Annotated in this window: 16 protein-coding genes; 1 reads left to right on the top strand and 15 read right to left on the bottom strand. The window is 58.1% G+C overall.

The window, feature by feature from the left end:
- Nucleotides 1-66 precede the first annotated feature (66 nt).
- From QZ383_RS00480 to QZ383_RS00415, 14 genes are all read right to left on the bottom strand, one after another.
- A complete protein-coding gene (locus tag QZ383_RS00480; protein ID WP_291442143.1) occupies nt 67-1200 on the bottom strand; it encodes a sulfite exporter TauE/SafE family protein in 1134 nt (377 codons plus the stop codon).
- A 74-nt stretch (nt 1201-1274) separates the two neighbouring features.
- Nucleotides 1275-2783, bottom strand: a complete 1509-nt coding sequence (locus QZ383_RS00475; protein WP_291442141.1) for an NADH-quinone oxidoreductase subunit N — start codon at nt 2781-2783, stop codon at nt 1275-1277.
- Between the two features lie 295 nt (nt 2784-3078).
- Nucleotides 3079-4572, bottom strand: coding sequence for an NADH-quinone oxidoreductase subunit M (locus QZ383_RS00470; RefSeq protein ID WP_291442139.1), 1494 nt, complete (start codon nt 4570-4572; stop codon nt 3079-3081).
- Between the two features lie 18 nt (nt 4573-4590).
- Complete coding sequence (gene nuoL / locus QZ383_RS00465) at nt 4591-6519, bottom strand: NADH-quinone oxidoreductase subunit L (protein ID WP_291442138.1); 1929 nt, start codon at nt 6517-6519, stop codon at nt 4591-4593.
- A gap of 2 nt (nt 6520-6521) precedes the next feature.
- Nucleotides 6522-6821, bottom strand: coding sequence for an NADH-quinone oxidoreductase subunit NuoK (gene nuoK, locus QZ383_RS00460; protein WP_342662208.1), 300 nt, complete (start codon nt 6819-6821; stop codon nt 6522-6524).
- Nucleotides 6821-7408 (bottom strand): NADH-quinone oxidoreductase subunit J, encoded by a 588-nt coding sequence (locus QZ383_RS00455; protein WP_291442135.1) that lies wholly within the window; start codon nt 7406-7408, stop codon nt 6821-6823. The genes nuoK and QZ383_RS00455 overlap by 1 nt, the downstream gene beginning before the upstream one ends.
- Before the next feature lie 165 nt (nt 7409-7573).
- Nucleotides 7574-8263: an NADH-quinone oxidoreductase subunit NuoI gene (nuoI, locus tag QZ383_RS00450; RefSeq protein WP_291442133.1), complete on the bottom strand. Its 690-nt coding sequence runs from the start codon at nt 8261-8263 to the stop codon at nt 7574-7576.
- Between the two features lie 171 nt (nt 8264-8434).
- Entirely contained in the window at nt 8435-9403 is a 969-nt protein-coding gene (nuoH, locus tag QZ383_RS00445) for an NADH-quinone oxidoreductase subunit NuoH (protein WP_291442131.1), read from the bottom strand.
- Nucleotides 9404-9480: 77 nt separating this feature from the next.
- Nucleotides 9481-10791 carry an NADH dehydrogenase (quinone) subunit D gene (gene nuoD / locus QZ383_RS00440; RefSeq protein ID WP_291442129.1) on the bottom strand — a complete coding sequence of 437 codons (1311 nt, stop codon included), beginning with the start codon at nt 10789-10791 and terminating at the stop codon, nt 9481-9483.
- Complete coding sequence (locus tag QZ383_RS00435; RefSeq protein ID WP_291442127.1) at nt 10784-11344, bottom strand: NADH-quinone oxidoreductase subunit C; 561 nt, start codon at nt 11342-11344, stop codon at nt 10784-10786. The genes nuoD and QZ383_RS00435 overlap by 8 nt, the downstream gene beginning before the upstream one ends.
- Complete coding sequence (locus QZ383_RS00430; RefSeq protein ID WP_291442125.1) at nt 11326-11868, bottom strand: NADH-quinone oxidoreductase subunit B; 543 nt, start codon at nt 11866-11868, stop codon at nt 11326-11328. Before QZ383_RS00430 ends, QZ383_RS00435 begins: the two co-directional genes overlap by 19 nt.
- Entirely contained in the window at nt 11856-12230 is a 375-nt protein-coding gene (locus QZ383_RS00425; protein WP_291442123.1) for an NADH-quinone oxidoreductase subunit A, read from the bottom strand. The genes QZ383_RS00430 and QZ383_RS00425 overlap by 13 nt, the downstream gene beginning before the upstream one ends.
- A 158-nt stretch (nt 12231-12388) precedes the next feature.
- Nucleotides 12389-12895 (bottom strand): 4Fe-4S dicluster domain-containing protein, encoded by a 507-nt coding sequence (locus QZ383_RS00420; protein ID WP_192111320.1) that lies wholly within the window; start codon nt 12893-12895, stop codon nt 12389-12391.
- A 92-nt stretch (nt 12896-12987) separates the two neighbouring features.
- Nucleotides 12988-15105, bottom strand: a complete 2118-nt coding sequence (locus tag QZ383_RS00415) for a molybdopterin-dependent oxidoreductase (protein WP_291442121.1) — start codon at nt 15103-15105, stop codon at nt 12988-12990.
- A 515-nt stretch (nt 15106-15620) separates the two neighbouring features.
- On the opposite strand from QZ383_RS00415, the gene QZ383_RS00410 reads away from it, so the two are divergent.
- Nucleotides 15621-16772: an HD-GYP domain-containing protein gene (locus tag QZ383_RS00410; protein WP_291442119.1), complete on the top strand. Its 1152-nt coding sequence runs from the start codon at nt 15621-15623 to the stop codon at nt 16770-16772.
- Nucleotides 16773-16873: 101 nt separating this feature from the next.
- On the opposite strand, the gene QZ383_RS00405 is transcribed toward QZ383_RS00410, so the two are convergent.
- On the bottom strand, nt 16874-18532 hold the full coding sequence (locus QZ383_RS00405) for a GGDEF domain-containing protein (RefSeq protein ID WP_291442118.1): 1659 nt from the start codon (nt 18530-18532) through the stop codon (nt 16874-16876).
- Nucleotides 18533-18535 lie beyond the last annotated feature (3 nt).

Raw genomic sequence — 18535 nt, 5'->3', positions numbered from 1 at the left:
GTGGACAGGCCAGGGGGATGCAGTGTTTTTCATGTTTTCAGCATGTTCCGGACATAGCCGGAAATACTAGCCGAACATCTTGATGTTGAAGAAGCCGCGCAGGATGTAGTCGGTACCAACGTACAGGGCCAGCACGATGAAGAGGCGCTTCAACCAGATATCGGAGAAGAAACGCGAGGTGTAGGGGCCAACAATGGAACCCACGGCAATACCGGCCAGTTCAAGACCAACCAGGTTCCAGTCCACCAGAGCGCCGTGCAGCATGAGGGTGGTGATACCGGTGATCATGCTGAGCAGCACGGCCAGAGCGGAGGTACCGGCAGCCAGGTACATGGGGAGCTGGGTCACGCTGGTGATGAAAGGCACCAGCAGGAAGCCGCCGCCCACGCCCAGGAAGGCCGCGATGCTGGCGATAACCACGCCGCCGCAGAAGGGCAGCAGGGGATTGAAAGAGAATTCCACGCCGCAGAAGGTGAACTGGCAGGTGGTAAAGGTGAACTTGATCAGTTTTACGCCCGTGGGGGCAGCAACGCCTTCGCCCTTGGCCTTGGCGGCAGCTTCAAAAGCCTTGGCGGCTTCCTTGGCTTTGGCCTTGGAACGCTGACCGGCGGGGGAGGTTTCCCACATCAGGTACAGGCCCAGCAGCAGCACGAAAAGACCAAAATAACCCTGGTAGGACGAGAAGTTCAGCTTGCCGGCAGTCAGCGAAACAGCACTGAAAGCGCCCACGATGGAGCCGAGGCCCAGAGCGAAGCCCAGGGGCAGCACAAGACGCTTCATACGGTAGTAGCTGAATGTGCTGATAACAGCGGAAAGACCGGCGAGCATCTGGTTGGAGGCGCGCACGGAGTCGGTGACGGACTTGTTAAGGGGCGTCTTGCCAAAAGATTTGGCATAGGCGCCAAGGCCGTGCACGGTCATGTGGCCCACGCCAGCCATAACGCCGCCAAAAGCGCCCACGGTGGAGAAAATCCAGCCCACCCACAAGGCCCAGCCAAAGGCCAGAATCATGTTGACCTTGGGGCCGCCGGGGATACCAAGATAGCCGGGTTCAGCCTGCATATTGAGGGTATTGGGGGCCGTTTCCACCTGTTTGGCGATGGCATTGGCAAGCACGCTGCCGTCAGCAGCAAGGGCGACACTGGCGGTCAGCACCAGAAGTGAAGCCACCACGCCGAAAAGTACCCACTTGTTTCTCATTCCAACTCCTCCCGATCACCGTCGCTCAAGCGAACGGATAATAATGCCTGAAAGCGCCCTGTTGAGGCAACTTCCTAAAAAAACACATGCACCCACGAAAGCAGCGTCTGCGGGAACACGCCCCACAACACCACACCTGTCAGACAGCACAGAAGTACAGCCCTCACGCCCGCACCGCCCAAAGCTGCCTGTATGGGTGCGGGGTGATTTGCCGGGGCCTCCTGCATGTACATGCGTCGTGCCACTCCAAGATAATACCAAGCGGAAATGGTGCTGCTGATCACAGCCACAAGCACCGTTACCGTATATCCTGCCGAAAAGGCTTCTTTAAAGAGCATGAATTTGCCCATAAAGCCCGCAGTCGGCGGAATGCCTGTCAGGGAAAAAAGAAAAACCAGCATGGCTGCAGCAAGGGCGGGATGTCGTGCGGCAAGGCCCGAGTAATCATCCAGGTCTTCGCCCGCATCAGCCAGAGGATTATTTCCCTGTTTTTTCCCGTACACGGCAAGGTAGCCCATGATGGCAAAGGCACCCATGTTCATGCACAGGTAAATGGTCAAATACGCCGCCGTGGCGCGCAGGCCGTCGGCTGTGCACGCGGCAAGCCCCAAGAGGGCATAGCCCGCGTGGGCTATGGCCGAGTACGCCAGCATGCGTTTAAGGCTTGTCTGCGTTACGGCAGCGATATTGCCCAGAAGCATTGTCAATGCGGCCATCAAGGCCAACGCCCCGCTCCACTGAGCGCCCAGTTGCGGCAAGGCCATGACCAGTACGCGCGCAAGCACGGCGAAACTGGCCGTTTTGGCCGCCACAGACATAAAGGCGGTCACGGTTGTGGGCGCGCCTTCATACACATCAGGCACCCACACGTGGAAGGGCGCGGCAGCCACCTTGAACCCCATGCCTGCCAGCATGAGCGCCAAAGCAACTACCAGGGCGGGCATGGTCTGCCCGGTTGCGGCAACAGGCAGTGCCGCAGCGATCCGCGCAAGCTCGGTATGCCCGGTAAGCCCGTACAGCAGGGACATGCCGAAAAGCAAAAGAGCCGAAGCGAAACTGCCCATCAAAAAATATTTGATGGCCGATTCGCTGCTACGCGGGTCGCCAGTGCGCAGGGCCGCCATCGCGTAAATAGGCAGGGCCATGAGCTCAAGCCCCAGATAGAGCACAATGAGATCACCAGCCGAAGCCATTACGCACATGCCCAGTGTTGAACATACTGCAAGGCAGTAATATTCGCCCTGACGCATTTGGGCATGTGAAAAAAAACTTTCGCTCATTAACGCCGTAAAAGCAAGTGCTACTACGCAAATGGCTTTAAAGAGCGCTCCAAAACCGTCAGCGCGGAACATTCCGTCAAAAGAAACACTCCCGCCGCCCGCAGAAACTGCTACTATTGCTGCAAAAGCTGTTATTGCACCAACGACCGTCAGCCATTGCAGAAAAGCTCGCGCCCTTGGAAAAAACATGTCGGCGCACAGCAGGCCAATGGCCGTGACCAAGAGCGTCAGTTCCGGCAGCAGGGCCGGAAGTTCCTTCAGCAATGGCAGGGCCGAAAGAGGCGCTACGGATATGGCTGTCATGATAGCTCCTATGGTGTTGCCCTCGTGCCGCAAGGCACGTTGACCGCCAGCTGTATGGGCAAAGCGCTGGCCTGTGGCGGGGGCGCAAACATTTATTGCCTGTGCGGAGGGCCGGAACAGCGTTGTCCGCCCTGCCCGCGATGCCGTCTAGACCAGATTACCTTTGAAATGCTTCACATTTCAAAGGTGTCATTCTGCCGAAAAATGCGAGTTTCGGCAGAATCCACGCCACGTTGTGGCGCGCTGCCCTCTCGTGCAGCGGTAGAGCATTTAACCTTTTCAAAGTTGAAATGCTCTAGTTTGCGGCAAAAGCCGCAAAGGCCTGCTGGGTATCTGCCACCAGATGCTCCACCGTAACGTGCATGTATTCCAGCAGCACGTTGGGGAAGATGCCGATGCCCACTATAAGCAGGCTCATGGTCAGCAAAATGGCTATCTCACGCCCATCAAGCTTTTCCCCAACCAGACCGCGCACGGTTTCAGATACCTGGCGGAAAAACACGCGCTGATACAGCCAGAGCATGTACCAAGCGCCCAGTATCAGGCCAGAAGACGCCACCACTGCAGCCCAGGGCGCGCGTTCAAAACCACCGAGCAGAATCAGGAATTCACCCACAAAGCCGTTGGTGCCGGGCAAACCCACCGCCGCCAGGGTAAAGATCATAAAAAAGGCCGCCAGCACTGGCATGGCCGAGGCCAACCCGCCGTAGACCTTGATCTCGCGCGTATGGGTGCGGTCATAGAGCATGCCCACGCCCAGAAAGAGCGCGCCCGTCACTATGCCGTGGTTGATCATCTGCAAAATGGAACCTTCCACGCCCTTTTGGGTCAGCGCAAAAAGCCCCAGAGTCACAAAACCCATGTGACTTACGGAACTGTAGGCGATGAGCCGCTTGACGTCCGTCTGCGCAAGGCAGACCAGCGCGCCGTACACGATGGCGATGACGGAAAGCACCAGCATGGGCTTGAGCAGCACCCATGCGGCATAGGGAAACAGCGGCAGCGAGAAGCGCAAAAAGCCGTATGCCCCCATTTTGATCAACACGCCAGCCAGAATGACCGAGGCCGCCGTGGGCGCTTCGGTATGCGCGTCTGGCAGCCACGTATGCACGGGCCACATGGGCACCTTGACCGCAAAAGCGGCAAAAAAGGCCCAGAACAGCAGCAGTTGCAGCCGGGGATCAAAATCGTTGCGCGCCAGCGCCATGATGTCGAAGGTATGTCCACCCTTGAGGTACAGCAGGATGATGCCCAGCAGCATCAGCAAACTGCCCAGCAGGGTGTACAGAAAGAACTTGATCGTGGCGTAAATGCGGCGAGGCCCGCCCCACACGCCAATGAGCAGGAACATGGGAATGAGCATGGCTTCCCAGAAAATGTAAAACAGCATGAGGTCTGTGGCGCAAAACACGCCCACCATGGCGCTTTCAAGCAGCAGCAGGCTGATGAAAAACTCCTTGGCCTTGACCTTGATGCTTTTGTACGACACCGCAACGCCCATCAGGGTTATGAGGGCCGTCAGGGGCAGAAACAACACGCTTATGCCGTCCACGCCCAGAGCGTAATTGATGTTCAGGCTCTCAATCCACGCGCAGTTTTCCACCAGTTGCATCTGCCACAGGCTTTTATCAAAGCGGCTCAGGGCCACAAAGCTCAGGCACAGCTCAATGAGGCAGACGGCAAGCGCGCCCAGCTTGATGGTTTCTTCGTTGCGGCGCGCAACAGCCAGCAGGGAAAGCCCACCCGCCAGGGGCACAAAGATGAGCAAGGAAAGAACAGGTACAGACATGCGATCTCCCCGCCGTTGTTAGGAAAAAAAGCCCAGTTGCAATACCAGCAGAAGCGCTGCTGCGCCCCCGGCCAGCCATGTCAGATAATGCGCCACCTGCCCGTCCTGAAGCCTGCGCAGGCTTGAGGACAATCTGCCGATGGCGCGCGGCACGCCGTTGACCACGCCTTCAATACCGCGCGTGTCCACCACGCCCAGCAGCAGGTTATCCGCCAGCCACAGCGTGGGCCGCACAAGACAGGCCACATAGATTTCGTCCACCCAGTACTTGCGCGAAAACAATCGGTACAGACCGCCAAAAGCCTCTGCCACCTTGCCCGGCAGTTCCGGGCTGCGGCAATACATGAGCCAGGCCAAGCCGATGCCTGCAAAACCTGCAGCTACGGAAACAGCCATCAGCCCAAGCTCCACCGCGCCAGACACGTGCACGTGCGGGTGCCCCGTCACCGGCGCGAGAAACTCCGCCCAGTGGTTTGAACCGCCCAGCACATGCGGAATGCCCAGCCAGCCCGAGGCCACGGCCCCCACGGCCAGCACCAGCAGGGGAACAGTGACCACGCGCGGCGATTCGTGCAGATGCTCGCGCTGGTGTTCCGTCCCCCTGAACTGCCCCGTAAACACGCTGAAATACAGCCGGAAGGAGTAAAAAGCCGTCATAAAGGCCACCAGCACGCCCACGCCCCAGGCCAGATAACCCGTAAACGTGCCCGCGTTAAAGGCCATGAGCAGGATTTCATCCTTGCTGAAAAAACCAGCCAGCCCCGGCACACCGGCGATGGAGAGCGAGGCAAGCAAAAAGGTGGCGCTGGTAATGGGCATGTACCTGCCAAGCCCGCCCATGGAGCGCATGTCCTGCTCGTGGTGCATACCCAGAATCACCGAACCGCAACCGAGGAAGAGCAAGGCTTTGAAAAAGGCATGGGTGAACAGGTGAAACACGCCAGCGCCGTAGGCTCCCACGCCGCAGGCAATGAACATGTAGGCCAGCTGGCTGATGGTCGAATAGGCCACCACCCTCTTGATATCGGTCTGCGTGAGCGCGATGGTGGCGGCAAAGAGCGTTGTGACCGCGCCCACCACGGTAATGACGGCCAGTGCCGTGGACGACAACGCAAACAGGGCATTGCAGCGCGCCAGCATAAACACGCCCGCCGTTACCATGGTAGCCGCGTGGATAAGCGCGCTCACCGGGGTGGGGCCTTCCATGGCATCGGGCAGCCACACATGCAAAGGAAGCTGGGCCGATTTGCCCACCGCGCCGCAGAACAGCAGCAGACAAATGAGCGTAGGCGCACTGACCGTATAACCGCACAGGGTAAAGGTCATGCCCTCAAGCACGGCGGCCTGGGGCAGCACGTCCGCGTAGTGCAGGCTGCCAAAGATGGTGAAGATGCAGAACAGCCCAAGCAAAAAGCCAAAGTCGCCAAACCTGTTGACGATAAAGGCCTTTTTGCCCGCATCCGAGGCGGAATCCTTTTCGTAATAAAAGCCGATGAGCAGGTAGGACGAAAGCCCCACAGCCTCCCAGCCAAAAAAAAGCTGCAAGAAGTTGTTGCCCATGACCAGCATGAGCATGGAAAAGGAAAACAGGCCAAGATAGGCGAAAAAGCGGTAATAGCCCTTTTCGCCCCGCATGTAGCCCACGGAATAGATGTGCACCAGGGTGCTGACGCTGGTAACCACCACCAGCATGACCGCCGTGAGCTGGTCCACCAGAAAGCCAAAGGTCACGCGCAGGTTGCCGGAGGCTATCCACGAATGCACATCGACATTGACGATGTTGCCCGCCAGCACATCCCGCAGGGCAAGCAAGGCGCAGGCAAGCGAAACGCCAATGGCTGCAATGGGCAGCCAGTGGGCGCGCTCGCCCCATTGGCGGCCGCAGATCAGTGTGAGCACAAAGGCCAGCAACGGGCACAGAGGAATAAGCAGCAAATATATTGGCATGGTTACCCCCGCATCGTTGTTATGTCTTCATTGCGCACGCTTTTATGGCTGCGGAACAGACAGATGACAATGCCAAGCCCCACTGCGGCCTCGCAGGCGGCAACAGTAATGATGAAAATGGTAAAAGCCTGCCCGCGCAGCGCGTCCATGAAGTAGCTCATGGCCACCAGATTGAGGTTGACGCCGTTGAGCATCAGCTCAAGCGAGAGCAGCATCACAATGATGTTGCGGCGCGTCAGAAACCCGGCCACGCCTATGCAGAATAGCACTGCTGCCAGCGCCATGTACCAGGAAAGGGGAATCACGCCGCGCCTCCTTGGTCTTTGTTGCCGCTCGCGCAGGGGCAGGCCTTGTCTTGGGTCAGCGCCGGGGCGGGTGTGCACACCGGCTGCCTGCGCGCCAGGGTCAGGGCAGCTACCAGAGCCACCAAGAGCAGCACACCCGCAATTTCCAGCGAAAGAAAATGGTTGGTGAACAGTTCGCGGCTCAAGGCCTTGGTGTGCGTGACCTCGCGCAGGGCTTCAAGGGGCCATTGGCCCTTGCCGCCCGGTACAAAGCCAGCCACGCCCCAGAGCATGCCGCCGCACAGGGCCGCGGCAAGCGCGTAGCCCACAATGGGTTTGGGGGTCAGGGCGGGCAGCCGCAACTCCCGTTGCAGGTTCACCAGAAAGAGCACAAAAAGGTACATGACCAGGATGGCCCCGGCGTAGACGATGATCTGTATGGCTGCCAGAAATTCGGCCTGCAAGGTCAGGTAGACCGCCGCCATGTGGAAAAACAGCAGCAGCACCAGCAGCACGCAGTGAATGGGATTGCGCAGGCTGATGGCCAGCACGCCGCACACGGTTATGACAAAGGCGCAGTATAGAAAAAATATTTCACCAAACACCGTTCCACCTCCGCAGTGGACTTGCGCTCTGTTCCGGGATGCCTCGGCAAGGAGGCCTGTCATCCACGTTCTCCGCCAGTTCTGCCGTGCATGCCTTTTCCGCTACGGGCAGGGAGGCCTGCAACGTACGGGCATTGCCGCAGCTCAACACAGATTTTTGGCAGGTCATTGCGCGGCACCGCCCTGATTTGTCTGACCATGACAAGGCGCGCCTGGAGTCGGCTCTACGCCTTGCGTATGAGCAAGCGCAGCGCGGTGATTCTTGCCCACCCACTGCTCCGCTCCGCTCCATTCCGCATCCACCGCCACCCGTTTGGCATGCGCAAGCGCGCCTTCGGGCATGTTGCGGGGGCGGCACAGGGGGTTCACATAGCCTTTCATGTCGCCCTTCTGCGCCGCAAAATCGTCCCAGTTGTCCAACAGGGCCTGCTTGTCAAACATGAAGGCCGAACGCCCGTTGGCGGCGTAAGCATAGACTTCTGTCAACACTATGGCGTTCACCGGACAGACCTCCGCGCAGTAGCCGCAAAAGATGCAGCGCAGGGCGTCGATATTGTAGGCATCCACCACGCGGCTGTTGTCTGCAGCGCGGCTCCAGCGAATGCGTATGCAGTGCGAGGGGCATACCCGCGCGCAGCGCATACAGGCAACGCAACGGCTCTCGCCGGTTGCGGCATCGCGCACAAGGGCGTGCCGCCCGCGAAAGCCCGCGGCAACCACGGGTTTTTCTTCCGGATACTGCCGCGTGATGGGGCGGTTGAACATGCGCCGCAAGGTCAGGGCCATGCCCTGGGCTATTTCTGTCTGCAACAGGGTTTGCAGCCAGTTGCGGGGCGCTTTGTACTGAATCTGCATAGTTGCTCTCCTCGTCAGAGGCCTAGGGCCTGTTAACACTATGAGAAATTTTGTTCTCTACCAAGGAAGGAAGCCTTTTTATGAAGGGAGTGTACGCTTTTGGTACTCGACCGGAATAAAAAGGATTCATGACGCAGGCAGAGGGGAAAAGAGCCATAGTATTAACAGGCCCTAACCCAGCAGGGCCTTGCCCAAAGCGGTAATCACAATATTAAAGAGCGCCAGAGGGATGAGCACCTTCCAGCCAAGGGCCATGAGCTGGTCATAGCGGTAACGCGGCAGCGTAGCCCGCACCCAGAAAAAGAAAAACATGACGCCATACACCTTGAGCACCAGCCAGAACGGCGGGAAAAAGCCCGCTTCCACCGGGCCGCGCCAGCCACCCAAAAAGCAGACCACGCCCACCGTGGCCATCACAAACATGGACGTGTATTCGGCCATGAAAAACAGGGCGTAACGCATGCCGCTGTATTCCGTGCAATAGCCGGAAACAAGCTCGCTTTCCGCCTCGGGCAGGTCAAAGGGCACACGGTTGGTTTCCGCCAGCATGGCTACGCAAAAAATAAAAAAGCCAATGCACTGGCGGAAGGCAAACATGCCAAAAAACGAATCGCCCTGCGCAGCCACAATGTCGCCCAGATTGAGCGAACCGGAGAGCAGCATCACGCCCACGAGGCTGAGGCCCATGGCGATTTCATAACTGATCACCTGCGCCGAGGCCCGCAATCCGCCAAGAAAGCTGAACTTTGAGTTTGAGGCCCAACCCGCCAGCACAACCCCGTAGCCGCCAAGGGAACTCATGGCGAATACAAAGAGCAGGCCGATATTGATGTTGGACAAAGCCCAGCCCTCGGCCCACGGCAATATTGCCAGCGAGGCAAAGGCGGGCACCAGACAGATGATCGGGGCCAACATGAAGATGGGCTTGTCTGCCGCGGATGGGATGATGTCTTCCTTGAAAAAGCTCTTGATGCCGTCTGCAATGGGTTGCAGCAGCCCAAGCCAGCCCACGCGGGTGGGGCCCATGCGCATCTGCATATGGCCGATGACCTTGCGCTCAAAGTATGTGGCATAGGCCACATGCAGCAGCACGACCACCAGAAGCACGACAAGTTGCAGCACAATTACCAGAACATTCATGGTTTCCCTGCCAGATTGGTTGTAGCCGTAAACCCGGTTGCCCTGCGCAGCCATAGGCTTTGCAGTCTGCCCCCTATTTACCGGTCAGATTCTCCCAGCACCACGTCCATGCTGCCGATATTGGCGATAAGGTCGGCAATGAGCCCGCCCGGGGCAATGCTTGCCAGCGCGCCGATATGGATAAACGACGGGCCGCGCACGTGCATGCGGTAAGGTCTGCTGCTGCCGTCGCTCACAAAGTAGAAGCCAAGCTCACCCTTGGGGGCCTCCGTGGCTACGTACACATCGCCGGGCATGTAGATATTGTTGTCGTGCATGACCTGCCGCAAGCTGCCGCCAAAAAGCGCGGTTTCAGCCTCGCTGCGCCATGCCCTGTAGGGCATGAGCAGATCAGGGGCGTCTGCCGCAAGGGTCGCGCCTGGGGGTAGCTGGTCCACGCATTGCTGCAGAATCCGCACAGACTGGCGCATTTCTTCCATGCGGCAGCGGTAGCGGGCGTAAATATCACCATCGCTGCCCAGCGGCACTTCAAAATCCACCAGATCATAGGCATCGTAGGGTTCGTGCTTGCGCACATCGTAATCCACGCCCGAGCCGCGCAGGCAGGCCCCGGTGAGGCCAAGGGCCAGGGCTTCCTTGCCGCTCAGCACGCCCACGCCCACCGTGCGCTGCAACCAGATGCGGTTGGTATCGAGCAGGGTTTCGTACTCAAGTATGCGCTTGGGGAAGATATTGAGAAAATCCTGCAAGCCGTCCATGAAGCGCCCTGTCACGTCCTGCCGCACGCCGCCAATGCGCGGATACGTCAGGGTGAGGCGCGCGCCGCAGAGGCCCTCAAACAGATCCAGCAGCATTTCGCGCTCGCGGAAGCAGTACAGAAAGACGGTCATGGCCCCGATATCCAGCGCGTGAGTGGCAAGCCAGAGCAGATGCGAACACAGGCGCGACATCTCGCAGGCAATGGTGCGGATGTAACGCGCCCGCAGCGGAGCCTGCACGCCCAGCAGCTTTTCCACCGCAAGGCAGTAGCCCGTGTTGTTGGACATGGCGGCGATGTAGTCCAGCCGGTCGGTGAGGGTGAGGGCCTGCGCGTAGGTGAAGGTTTCGGCCATTTTTTCAAAGCCACGGTGCAGATAACCCACCTGCGGGTCGCAGCTCAGTATGGTTTCGCCCTCAAGCTCAAGGTCGAGGCGCAACACTCCGTGCGTGGCGGGGTGCTGCGGCCCGAGGCGCAGGCTGGTGCGATCCTCGTCGCTTTCGTCAAAGCAGTCAAAGTCGTCAGCGTCTTCGGGCAGTTCCCTGCCCAGCAGTTCCTGCACGTTCTGACGCCCCACAGGCTGACCGTGACGCACGGGGCATTCAATGCTCTGCTTGCGGATTTCACTCATGCTTTTCTCCCCCCTGCCAGCTCAGGGCGTCCGCCGCCTTGGCGTGTTCGCGCAGTTCGGTCAGGCCAGACCACTCAGGCACGCCGCGCGAGGGGATGCGCACAGGATAGGCCTTGCGCAGGGGGTGCCCCTGCCAGTCCTCCGGCAACAGGATGCGGCGCAGGTCAGGGTGCCCCCTGAAGTGTATGCCCATGAGGTCAAAAACCTCGCGCTCAAGCCAGTTGGCCACAGGCCACAAAGGCACGGCGGAATCAATGCCCGCATCGGGATCGTCCAGCTGGGCGCGCACACGCAGGGCAATGCGCTGATTCACGGAATACAGGTTGTAGACAACCTCAAACGCGCCAAGGCCCTCCTGCTTGCGGCGGCTGTTATCCACCCCGCAGAGCGAGCGTAGGTGCATCATGTCAAAATGCTCCCTGGCGTAGACCAGCACATCAAGGATGCGCCCGTGGCGCAACAGCACTGCCGTCTGGCCACGAAACTCCTGTATGTCGAGCACTTCCTGCGGAAAAGCCTCACGCAGCAGACGCGCTATCTCCAGGGACTCCATCGAAATTGCTCCTTGTTAATTTTCTCCTGCAACTTGATAAAGCCGTCAAAAAGCGCTTCCGGGCGCGGGGGGCAACCCGGCACATAGACGTCTACCGGGATAATCTGATCCACGCCCTGCGTTACGGCATACGACTGAAAAAGCCCGCCGCTGCATGCGCAACTGCCCATGGCGAGCACGTAGCGCGGCTCGGGCATCTGGTCATAAACCCTGCGCAGCACCGGGGCCATTTTTTTGCTCAGGGTTCCGGCCACCACCATGCAGTCTGCCTGCCGGGGGCTGGCGCGAAAGATGATGCCAAAGCGGTCAAGGTCGTGCGTTGACGCGCCTGTGGCCATCATTTCGATGGCGCAGCAGGCAAGGCCAAAGGTCACTGGCCAGATGGAGCCGCAACGGCCCCAGTTGACCAGAGCGTTGAGCGGCCCGAGCACGGCGTTGGCGCCGGGGAAAAACCGCAGGCCGTCCTTGTGCACCGCAAGGGGCTGGTCATCGTGCGCGGCGGTGCGAGTTTCTACTTCACCCATTCGAAGGCCCCCTTTTTCCAGGCATAGGCGTAGGCCAGCACCAGAAGGATCATGAAGGTCAGCATTTCCGCCAGCCCAAGGCTGCCCAGACGCACAAACTCCACTGCCCAGGTGTAGAGGAAGATGGCTTCCACATCGATGATGACAAAAAGAATGGCAACGTAATAAAATTTGATGGAAAAACGCGTGCGCGGCTCGGCGGTTGGCTCGTTGCCGGATTCATAGGGCATGAGCTTTTCTCGGTAGGGCCGACGCATGCGGAAAAACCGCCCGAAAAACAACGTAAGAACGCCAAAAAGCAGCGCAATAACGAGCAGCAGCAGTATGGCAAGATACTCTTCTCCGGCAACCGTAGGCACCATAAAAAGCCACCTTGTTGAATGTCTTCGTCATATTCCGGGCAGGCAGGGCCGAACAATCGCGCGGCCCTGCCCCGCCGTTGGCGTCTCCTGCCAGAGCCGCCAATCAACCTGAACATTCTGCCGCAAGCCCTGTATGGCCCCGGCAGAAAAAACACTTTCTAGCGCACAACAGGCCTGTTGCGCTGCATCTGCTCGGCAAATTCCTGCCGCTTCTCCTGACTGGCCGCATCCGGCGTGGAGAATTGCAGGCAGCTCATGGCGCAGGTGGTTACGCAGGCGGGCTTGAGGCCCTGATCAATGCGGTCGCGGCACAGGTCGCACTTATCCACCTTGCCGGTCTGTGCGTTCCACTGGGGCGCAGCCCAGGGGCAGGCTGTGATGCAGGCCTTGCAGCCCACGCAGGCCGAGGTTTCCACATAGACAATACCATCGTCCCTGCGGCGCATGGCCCCTGTAGGGCAGGCCTTGACGCACCAGGGATTTTCACAGTGAAAGCACGAAGTGTACACAAAACCCAGCGCGGGCTTGGGTTCGGTCTGCTCCACGGAAAGAACGCGGCAGAAAAAAGCCCCCGGCCCGCCGTTGTGCAGGCTGCGGCACTGAACCTCGCAGGCCTTGCAGCCTATGCAATCCGCCGAATTGTGCATGACAATATATTTGCTCATAACCATCCTCCCACGCGGCTCGGTGGGTTGTTCCCGTAAATTTCCTTGCAGTATCAGGCCATGCCTTTGACTATATCCGAGGCAGCGTCCGCCTAGGCAGCGCCGGAACCGGTCACCTTCTCCAGCGTGACAAAATGCTCCTGCATGGCAAGGCCGCCGCCGCCCATATCCTGCATATCCAGCCCACCGTTCAGGCACTTGCTGTCAGAAATGCCCTTGTGGAAGGCGCGACTTTCGCAAGGCAGGTCGTGGCCGAAGCCGTGCACCACAAAGATGGCCTCGGGATGGATGGCAGAGGTGATCTTGACCCCGGCCTCGCCCATGGCATTGCCTGCGGCATCACGCACGCGCACCCTGTCGCCGGGGTTGATGCCAGCGGCCTTGGCCTTTTTATTGTTAATCCACACGGTATTTTCAGGAACCTGCTCAAGCAGAAGCGGATTATTGATGGTATGGCCCTGGGTATGCACGGCCACGCGCCCAAAGGTAATGCGGTAGGCCCCTTCGGGCGGAGCAACGGGCGACGTGTAGGGGGGCAGCATGTTTTCGCCGCAGCCCTTGCCGTAGCCCTCGCTGGTCAGTTCCACCTTGCCAGAGGCAGTGGGGAAGGAATAATTTGCCAGATCCACATACAGAGGGTCGCTGGTAAGCGACACAAAGCCCTTTTCGGTAAAGTCCGCGCTGGTGAGGCCTGTTCCTTCCAGCTGAAAACGCCACACATCCTCCGCGCTTTCAAAAACCAGCGGATCAAGCCCGAGGCGCTTTGCCAGACCGCCGATGATTTCCCAGTCGGCCTTGGTGTCGTAGCGCGGCGGGATGACGCGGTTGCGCACAAAGAACTGCGGTTTGAGGCCATTCTTGGTGGCAATGATGCTCTCGCGCGAAAGATAGGTGGAGAGCGGCAGCACCACATCCGAGTACCAGGCAGTGTCTGACCAGGAGAACGTGACGCTCACAAGCAGGTCAAGGCCGTCAAAGCGTTTGCGCAGCGCATCGGGATCGGGAAAACCCTGCAAGGGATCGTGCCGCCAGCACATGTATGCCTTGACCGGAGCGGCCCCCTGCGGAGGACTGCTGATGGCTTCAAATGCCTTGTGCAGCAGGCCCTTGCCCGGGTCGAAAGCCTTGTTGTCAACGCCAAGGCCATCGGCGCGCAAACCCTTGGGCGCGGGGAAAAGATCCGTAAACTTTTTGAGCCCGGCCTTGCCGCATTCCTTGGGGGTGCGGCCCGGCACTATGCCGCCCTTGACGCCCACGCCGCCCAGCAGGGCCGTAATGACCAGAGCCGTACGCGCAACCTGAAAGGAATCCCCATACCGCGAGGTCATCCAGCCGGGATGCCAGATCACATGGGGGGCCGCAGCGGCAAGCGATTGTGCAAGGCGCACTATGGCCTGCGCATCGACCTGACACTGCTCTGCCGCCCATTCCGCCGTGTAGGGGGCCACAAATTCGGCCAGTTCGGCAAAACCCGTGGTGTGGGCGTCCACATAATCCTTGTTGTACAGCTTGCGGGTAATAAGCGTGTTGATGACGCCCAGATTGAAGGCATAGTCCGTACCGGGGCGGACAAGCAGAAAATCATTGGCCTTGGAGGCCGAAACATTGTGGCGGATATCAATGACCGTCAGCTTGCAGCCTTTGCGCAAGGCCTGCATGACGGTTCTGGCCTCGCCAAGGTTGATGGCTTCAAAGATATTGCGCGTTTGCAGCACAATGTGCTTGCAGTTGGCAAAGTCGTTGACGGCCATGCCGCGCCCGAGGCCCATGACGGCCTTGCAGGCGTGGTGGGTGTTGAGGTCGCACGAGGTGCTGTGCGTACAGACGTTGGGCGAACCGATGCCGCGCATAAAGGCGCGGTACAGGTCGGTAAAGGGGCCGTCTCGGTCAGACCACAGCACGGATTCCCTGCCGTGTTGCTGCTGCACTGAGGCAATTTTTTGCGCAACATAGTCAAAGGCTTCTTCCCACGAAACCTTTTTCCACTTGCCCTCGCCCCGCTCGCCCACACGAATAAGCGGACTCTGCGGGCACTCAGACTCGCGCTCAAGGGCTTTGCCGGCCACGCCGCGCGCGCACAAGGCCCCCTTGAGGGGACTGTGCGGGTTGCCGTAAATCATACCCACTGAACCATCTTTTACTTCTACGGAAATTGGACACCTTGCGGTGCACATTCCGCATACACTCTGAACCAACTGCATACTGCCCATAGTGCTTCTCTCGTGCGAGTAAGGGATATTGTCACCTGTCTGCGGCACATCGCGCCAATCCTAAAATCAGCCTGAAGTGGAAACCACTTCAGATGTGCCGTTGCAAACATTTCCAAGCCACCGCAACTGTACTAATCTTGTCTGGTAATTTAATTAGGAAGCATTGTCGCTAGCACAGTTTTTTTTTAATTTCCAGCCAGGTTCCTGTTTTCACACACTTTCTTTAAACCCTAATTTAATTGTAGTTTTTATAACTTGAGTGCACACTCAATTTTTTTTATTTATAATTTCAGCATATTGGAAATCACTTTTTTCATACAAGAGTGATAAAATATTAATTTCACATTGGTGCGGTGCTACCAATCAAATTGAGAGCTGACGCAAAAAGAAATTTTGAACAATCCAATCAGTCAGTTGCAAAAACGGCGCGTTTTATCCCTTTACTCCTAAAATTTTGAAGTGTTATATTATTGTAGTGAAAATAAACGCAAATGCCTGCCAAAGGATCCACCAGCATGCCTGCGGAACGGATACCTATAGCAAACCTGAAGCCGGGAATGTACGTGCTCAATCCGGGCATTTCCTGGATCAATGCCCCGCTGCTCTACATGCGCGAGGGTCTTGTGGCCGATCAGGCAGAAATTGACGGGATCATCCAGCAGGGCTTTACCGAAGTAATTCACGATCCGGAGCGCGCCGTTCCCACGTATGAGCCGGGCTGCGCGCTGCCGCGCGTTTTTTCACGCCACATTGCCCAGGCGCAAAGAGCGCACGCTGCCGCCTACGCCCATGTAAAAGCCGCCATGACTTCCGGCGTGTGCGACAGCGCCGACATTGCAGGGGCAGAACCCTGCGTTAAGTCCATCATTCTTGCCCTCAAGCGCAACGCCAACGCCATGCTGACCCTTGCCAACCTGAAAGGGCGAGACGAATACACATACAGGCACAGCGTCAACGTGGCCATTTTCGCCGTAGCTTTTGCCCGGCATCTGGGCCTCACTGATCAGCAGCAACAACTTGCCGGTATGGCCGGGCTGTTTCATGATTACGGCAAGGCCCTCGTACCGAGAGAAATCCTCAACGCGCCGCGCACGCTTTCCCCGGCTGAATTTGCCGTCATGCGATCGCACGTGCTGCTCGGCTATGACGCCTTGCGCAAGATACCACGCATCGCACCAGAAATTCTGGAGGGCACAGCCCAGCATCACGAGATGCACGATGGCCTGGGGTATCCATACGGACTCAAAGGCTCGGCCATCGGCCTTTTTGGGCGTATCATCTCTATCTGCGATGTGTATGACGCGCTTTCATCCAGGCGCGTATACAAATCCGCCATTTGCCCCAGCCATGCGCTGGCAATCATATACAAAATGGACGGAACGGCATGGCCGCGCGGTTTTGCGGATTCATTCATAAGAATGGTGGGGGTCTTCCCGTTAGGAACAGGGGTTAAGCTTTCAGACGGGCGCATGGGCCTCATAAGCAACTGCAACCCCGATTTTCCAACCCGGCCAACGGTGATCATTATCAGAAAATCCAGAGGGGTAGCCCAGATGGAAGAGAGGCTTGACCTGTCGGCGGAAAGCAGGATTTGCGTGAGCCGGGCGCTTTCATTCAATGAGACGGAAGACTGGGATATCCCGCGCCTTTTGGGCATAACGGAATGAAAGGAATGAGGGCGGATGAGGCAGTCGATTTGCAGACTGCACATGCAGGGAACGGAAAAATGGAGAAGAGAAAAGGAAGAAGCAGAAAGAAAAAAACAGAATCAGACTGTGCGCTTGAGCGCGGTGATTTCTTCAATCTGGCTTGGCGCAAGCTCTTGCAGGACAAATTCCGGCCTTGCCAGATAAAAGCCCTGAGCAAGATCAAACCCCAGAGCTACCACGCTGGCAAGTTCCTCACAAGTTTCCACACCCTCCGCCACTGTGAGAATGCCCTTTGAACGGCAATACACAAGAATATTTGAAAGAAATTCCCTCTTGGATGCGGGCGCCTTGTGGATGGCGCGGATAAAAAAGCTGTCAATCTTGAGAATCTCGGGCGAAATATTCAAAAGCCGCAGCGCATTTGAGTGGGCGCAGCCAAAGTCATCAATGGCGATAAAGGCCGCCAGCTCCGTGCGCAGCTCGCGCACCTTTTGGGCAAGGCCCTCCTCGCTGCTGGCGGTTTCTATGATTTCAAACACCATGTTGCGGCTTATGTCTTCGTACCGCGGGTGCATGTTGCGCAGCTCCCGGGCATCCAGATACTGCGCGGAAATGGCGTTGAAAAATATCTTTCTGGCCCCGAGCGAAGGGAGGTTTTTGTCCATCCAGTCAAAAATCATCCTGAAGGTCATATGCTCAAGCTGGGGCAGTTTTGACTGCGCCTCTGCCAGTTGCAGCACATCAAGCGGCGAGGCAAAATGCGGGGTTGTGGAGCGCATGAGCGCCTCATAGCCGTAGATTGAGCCATCTTTCAGGCTCACGATGGGCTGAAAGGCAAAGCGGATCAACTGGCCTTCAAGCAATTCGTCCAGCCGTTCCTGACGGCTCAAAATATTGGCCTTGGCCCGGTAAACTTCGGGATTGAACCGCATGAGCGTGCCGCGATTGAAATTCTGCACTTCAAACATGGCGTGGCTGGCATAATTCATGAGCACATCGCCGGTCATGGCATCGCTAGGATACACGGCCACCCCGAGTGATGCGCGTATGCGCACGACCTCATTGGGCAGTTCAATGGTGGTGTTCAGCAGGGTTTTGCGGTTATCCTGAGCAAAGCGCAAGGCGCTTTCTTCATTATCAAAGCCGTGGGCAAAGACGGCAAATTCGCTGCCTGCCGTGCGGGCCAGCAGCACTGCGTCATTTTCGCACATCTGCAAGGCTTCAACAACCTTGCTTATGTACAGATCACCCCCATCATACCCGTGCGACTCATTCACGTACTTGAGATTATCCAGACCGCACGAAAGCAGTACGCCAAATTTGCCGGGCTGCATCTGCAAGGCTTCGCGCACGCCGCGAACAAAGGCCCGGCGGTTCATAAGGCCGGTTTCCACATCGTGATTCTGGTCGTGCTCGACCTGCTTTTTGCAGGTCTGCGCCTGATTGATAAGAAAGGTCAGTCCGTCAGAGAGGTCACCCATATCGTCAACCGCAGGCATGGGGTAGCCCGCGCTGAATATGAGCAGCTGCCGCGCCAGACGCTTGAGCTTGGCGTGCAGGCTTTCAAGGTGTGTGGAAAAGTGACGGCAGGATTTGGGCGGGCGGACAGACAGATCCCCCTCTGCCAGTGCCGCCGCATAGGCAGAAAGATCAGCGCAGGCCCGCGTGAGCTCGCACAGTTTCTCTGCTGTGGGCTGCTGCCCGCAGCCTTCAAATTCAGCCAGCGCAGCGTCGAATTGCCCGCGCAGCAGGTTATCAAGGCCGGTTTCAATATCCATGTG

The organism is Desulfovibrio sp., from assembly GCF_019422935.1.
GTDB lineage: Bacteria > Desulfobacterota > Desulfovibrionia > Desulfovibrionales > Desulfovibrionaceae > Desulfovibrio.
Note: the sequence above shows the minus strand (reverse complement) of the source record. Positions and strands in the feature narration are given on the sequence as shown.

Coding starts and splice junctions, on each gene's coding strand:
- QZ383_RS00410 (WP_291442119.1), top strand. CDS start 15,621: ATGCCTGCGGAACGGATACCTATAGCAAACCTGAAGCCGGGAATGTAC.
- QZ383_RS00475 (WP_291442141.1), bottom strand. CDS start 2,783: ATGACAGCCATATCCGTAGCGCCTCTTTCGGCCCTGCCATTGCTGAAG.
- nuoD (WP_291442129.1), bottom strand. CDS start 10,791: ATGAGTGAAATCCGCAAGCAGAGCATTGAATGCCCCGTGCGTCACGGT.
- nuoH (WP_291442131.1), bottom strand. CDS start 9,403: ATGAATGTTCTGGTAATTGTGCTGCAACTTGTCGTGCTTCTGGTGGTC.
- QZ383_RS00480 (WP_291442143.1), bottom strand. CDS start 1,200: ATGAGAAACAAGTGGGTACTTTTCGGCGTGGTGGCTTCACTTCTGGTG.
- nuoI (WP_291442133.1), bottom strand. CDS start 8,263: ATGCAGATTCAGTACAAAGCGCCCCGCAACTGGCTGCAAACCCTGTTG.
- QZ383_RS00420 (WP_192111320.1), bottom strand. CDS start 12,895: ATGAGCAAATATATTGTCATGCACAATTCGGCGGATTGCATAGGCTGC.
- QZ383_RS00430 (WP_291442125.1), bottom strand. CDS start 11,868: ATGGGTGAAGTAGAAACTCGCACCGCCGCGCACGATGACCAGCCCCTT.
- QZ383_RS00405 (WP_291442118.1), bottom strand. CDS start 18,532: ATGGATATTGAAACCGGCCTTGATAACCTGCTGCGCGGGCAATTCGAC.
- nuoL (WP_291442138.1), bottom strand. CDS start 6,519: ATGCCAATATATTTGCTGCTTATTCCTCTGTGCCCGTTGCTGGCCTTT.
- QZ383_RS00435 (WP_291442127.1), bottom strand. CDS start 11,344: ATGGAGTCCCTGGAGATAGCGCGTCTGCTGCGTGAGGCTTTTCCGCAG.
- QZ383_RS00415 (WP_291442121.1), bottom strand. CDS start 15,105: ATGGGCAGTATGCAGTTGGTTCAGAGTGTATGCGGAATGTGCACCGCA.
- QZ383_RS00425 (WP_291442123.1), bottom strand. CDS start 12,230: ATGGTGCCTACGGTTGCCGGAGAAGAGTATCTTGCCATACTGCTGCTG.
- QZ383_RS00470 (WP_291442139.1), bottom strand. CDS start 4,572: ATGTCTGTACCTGTTCTTTCCTTGCTCATCTTTGTGCCCCTGGCGGGT.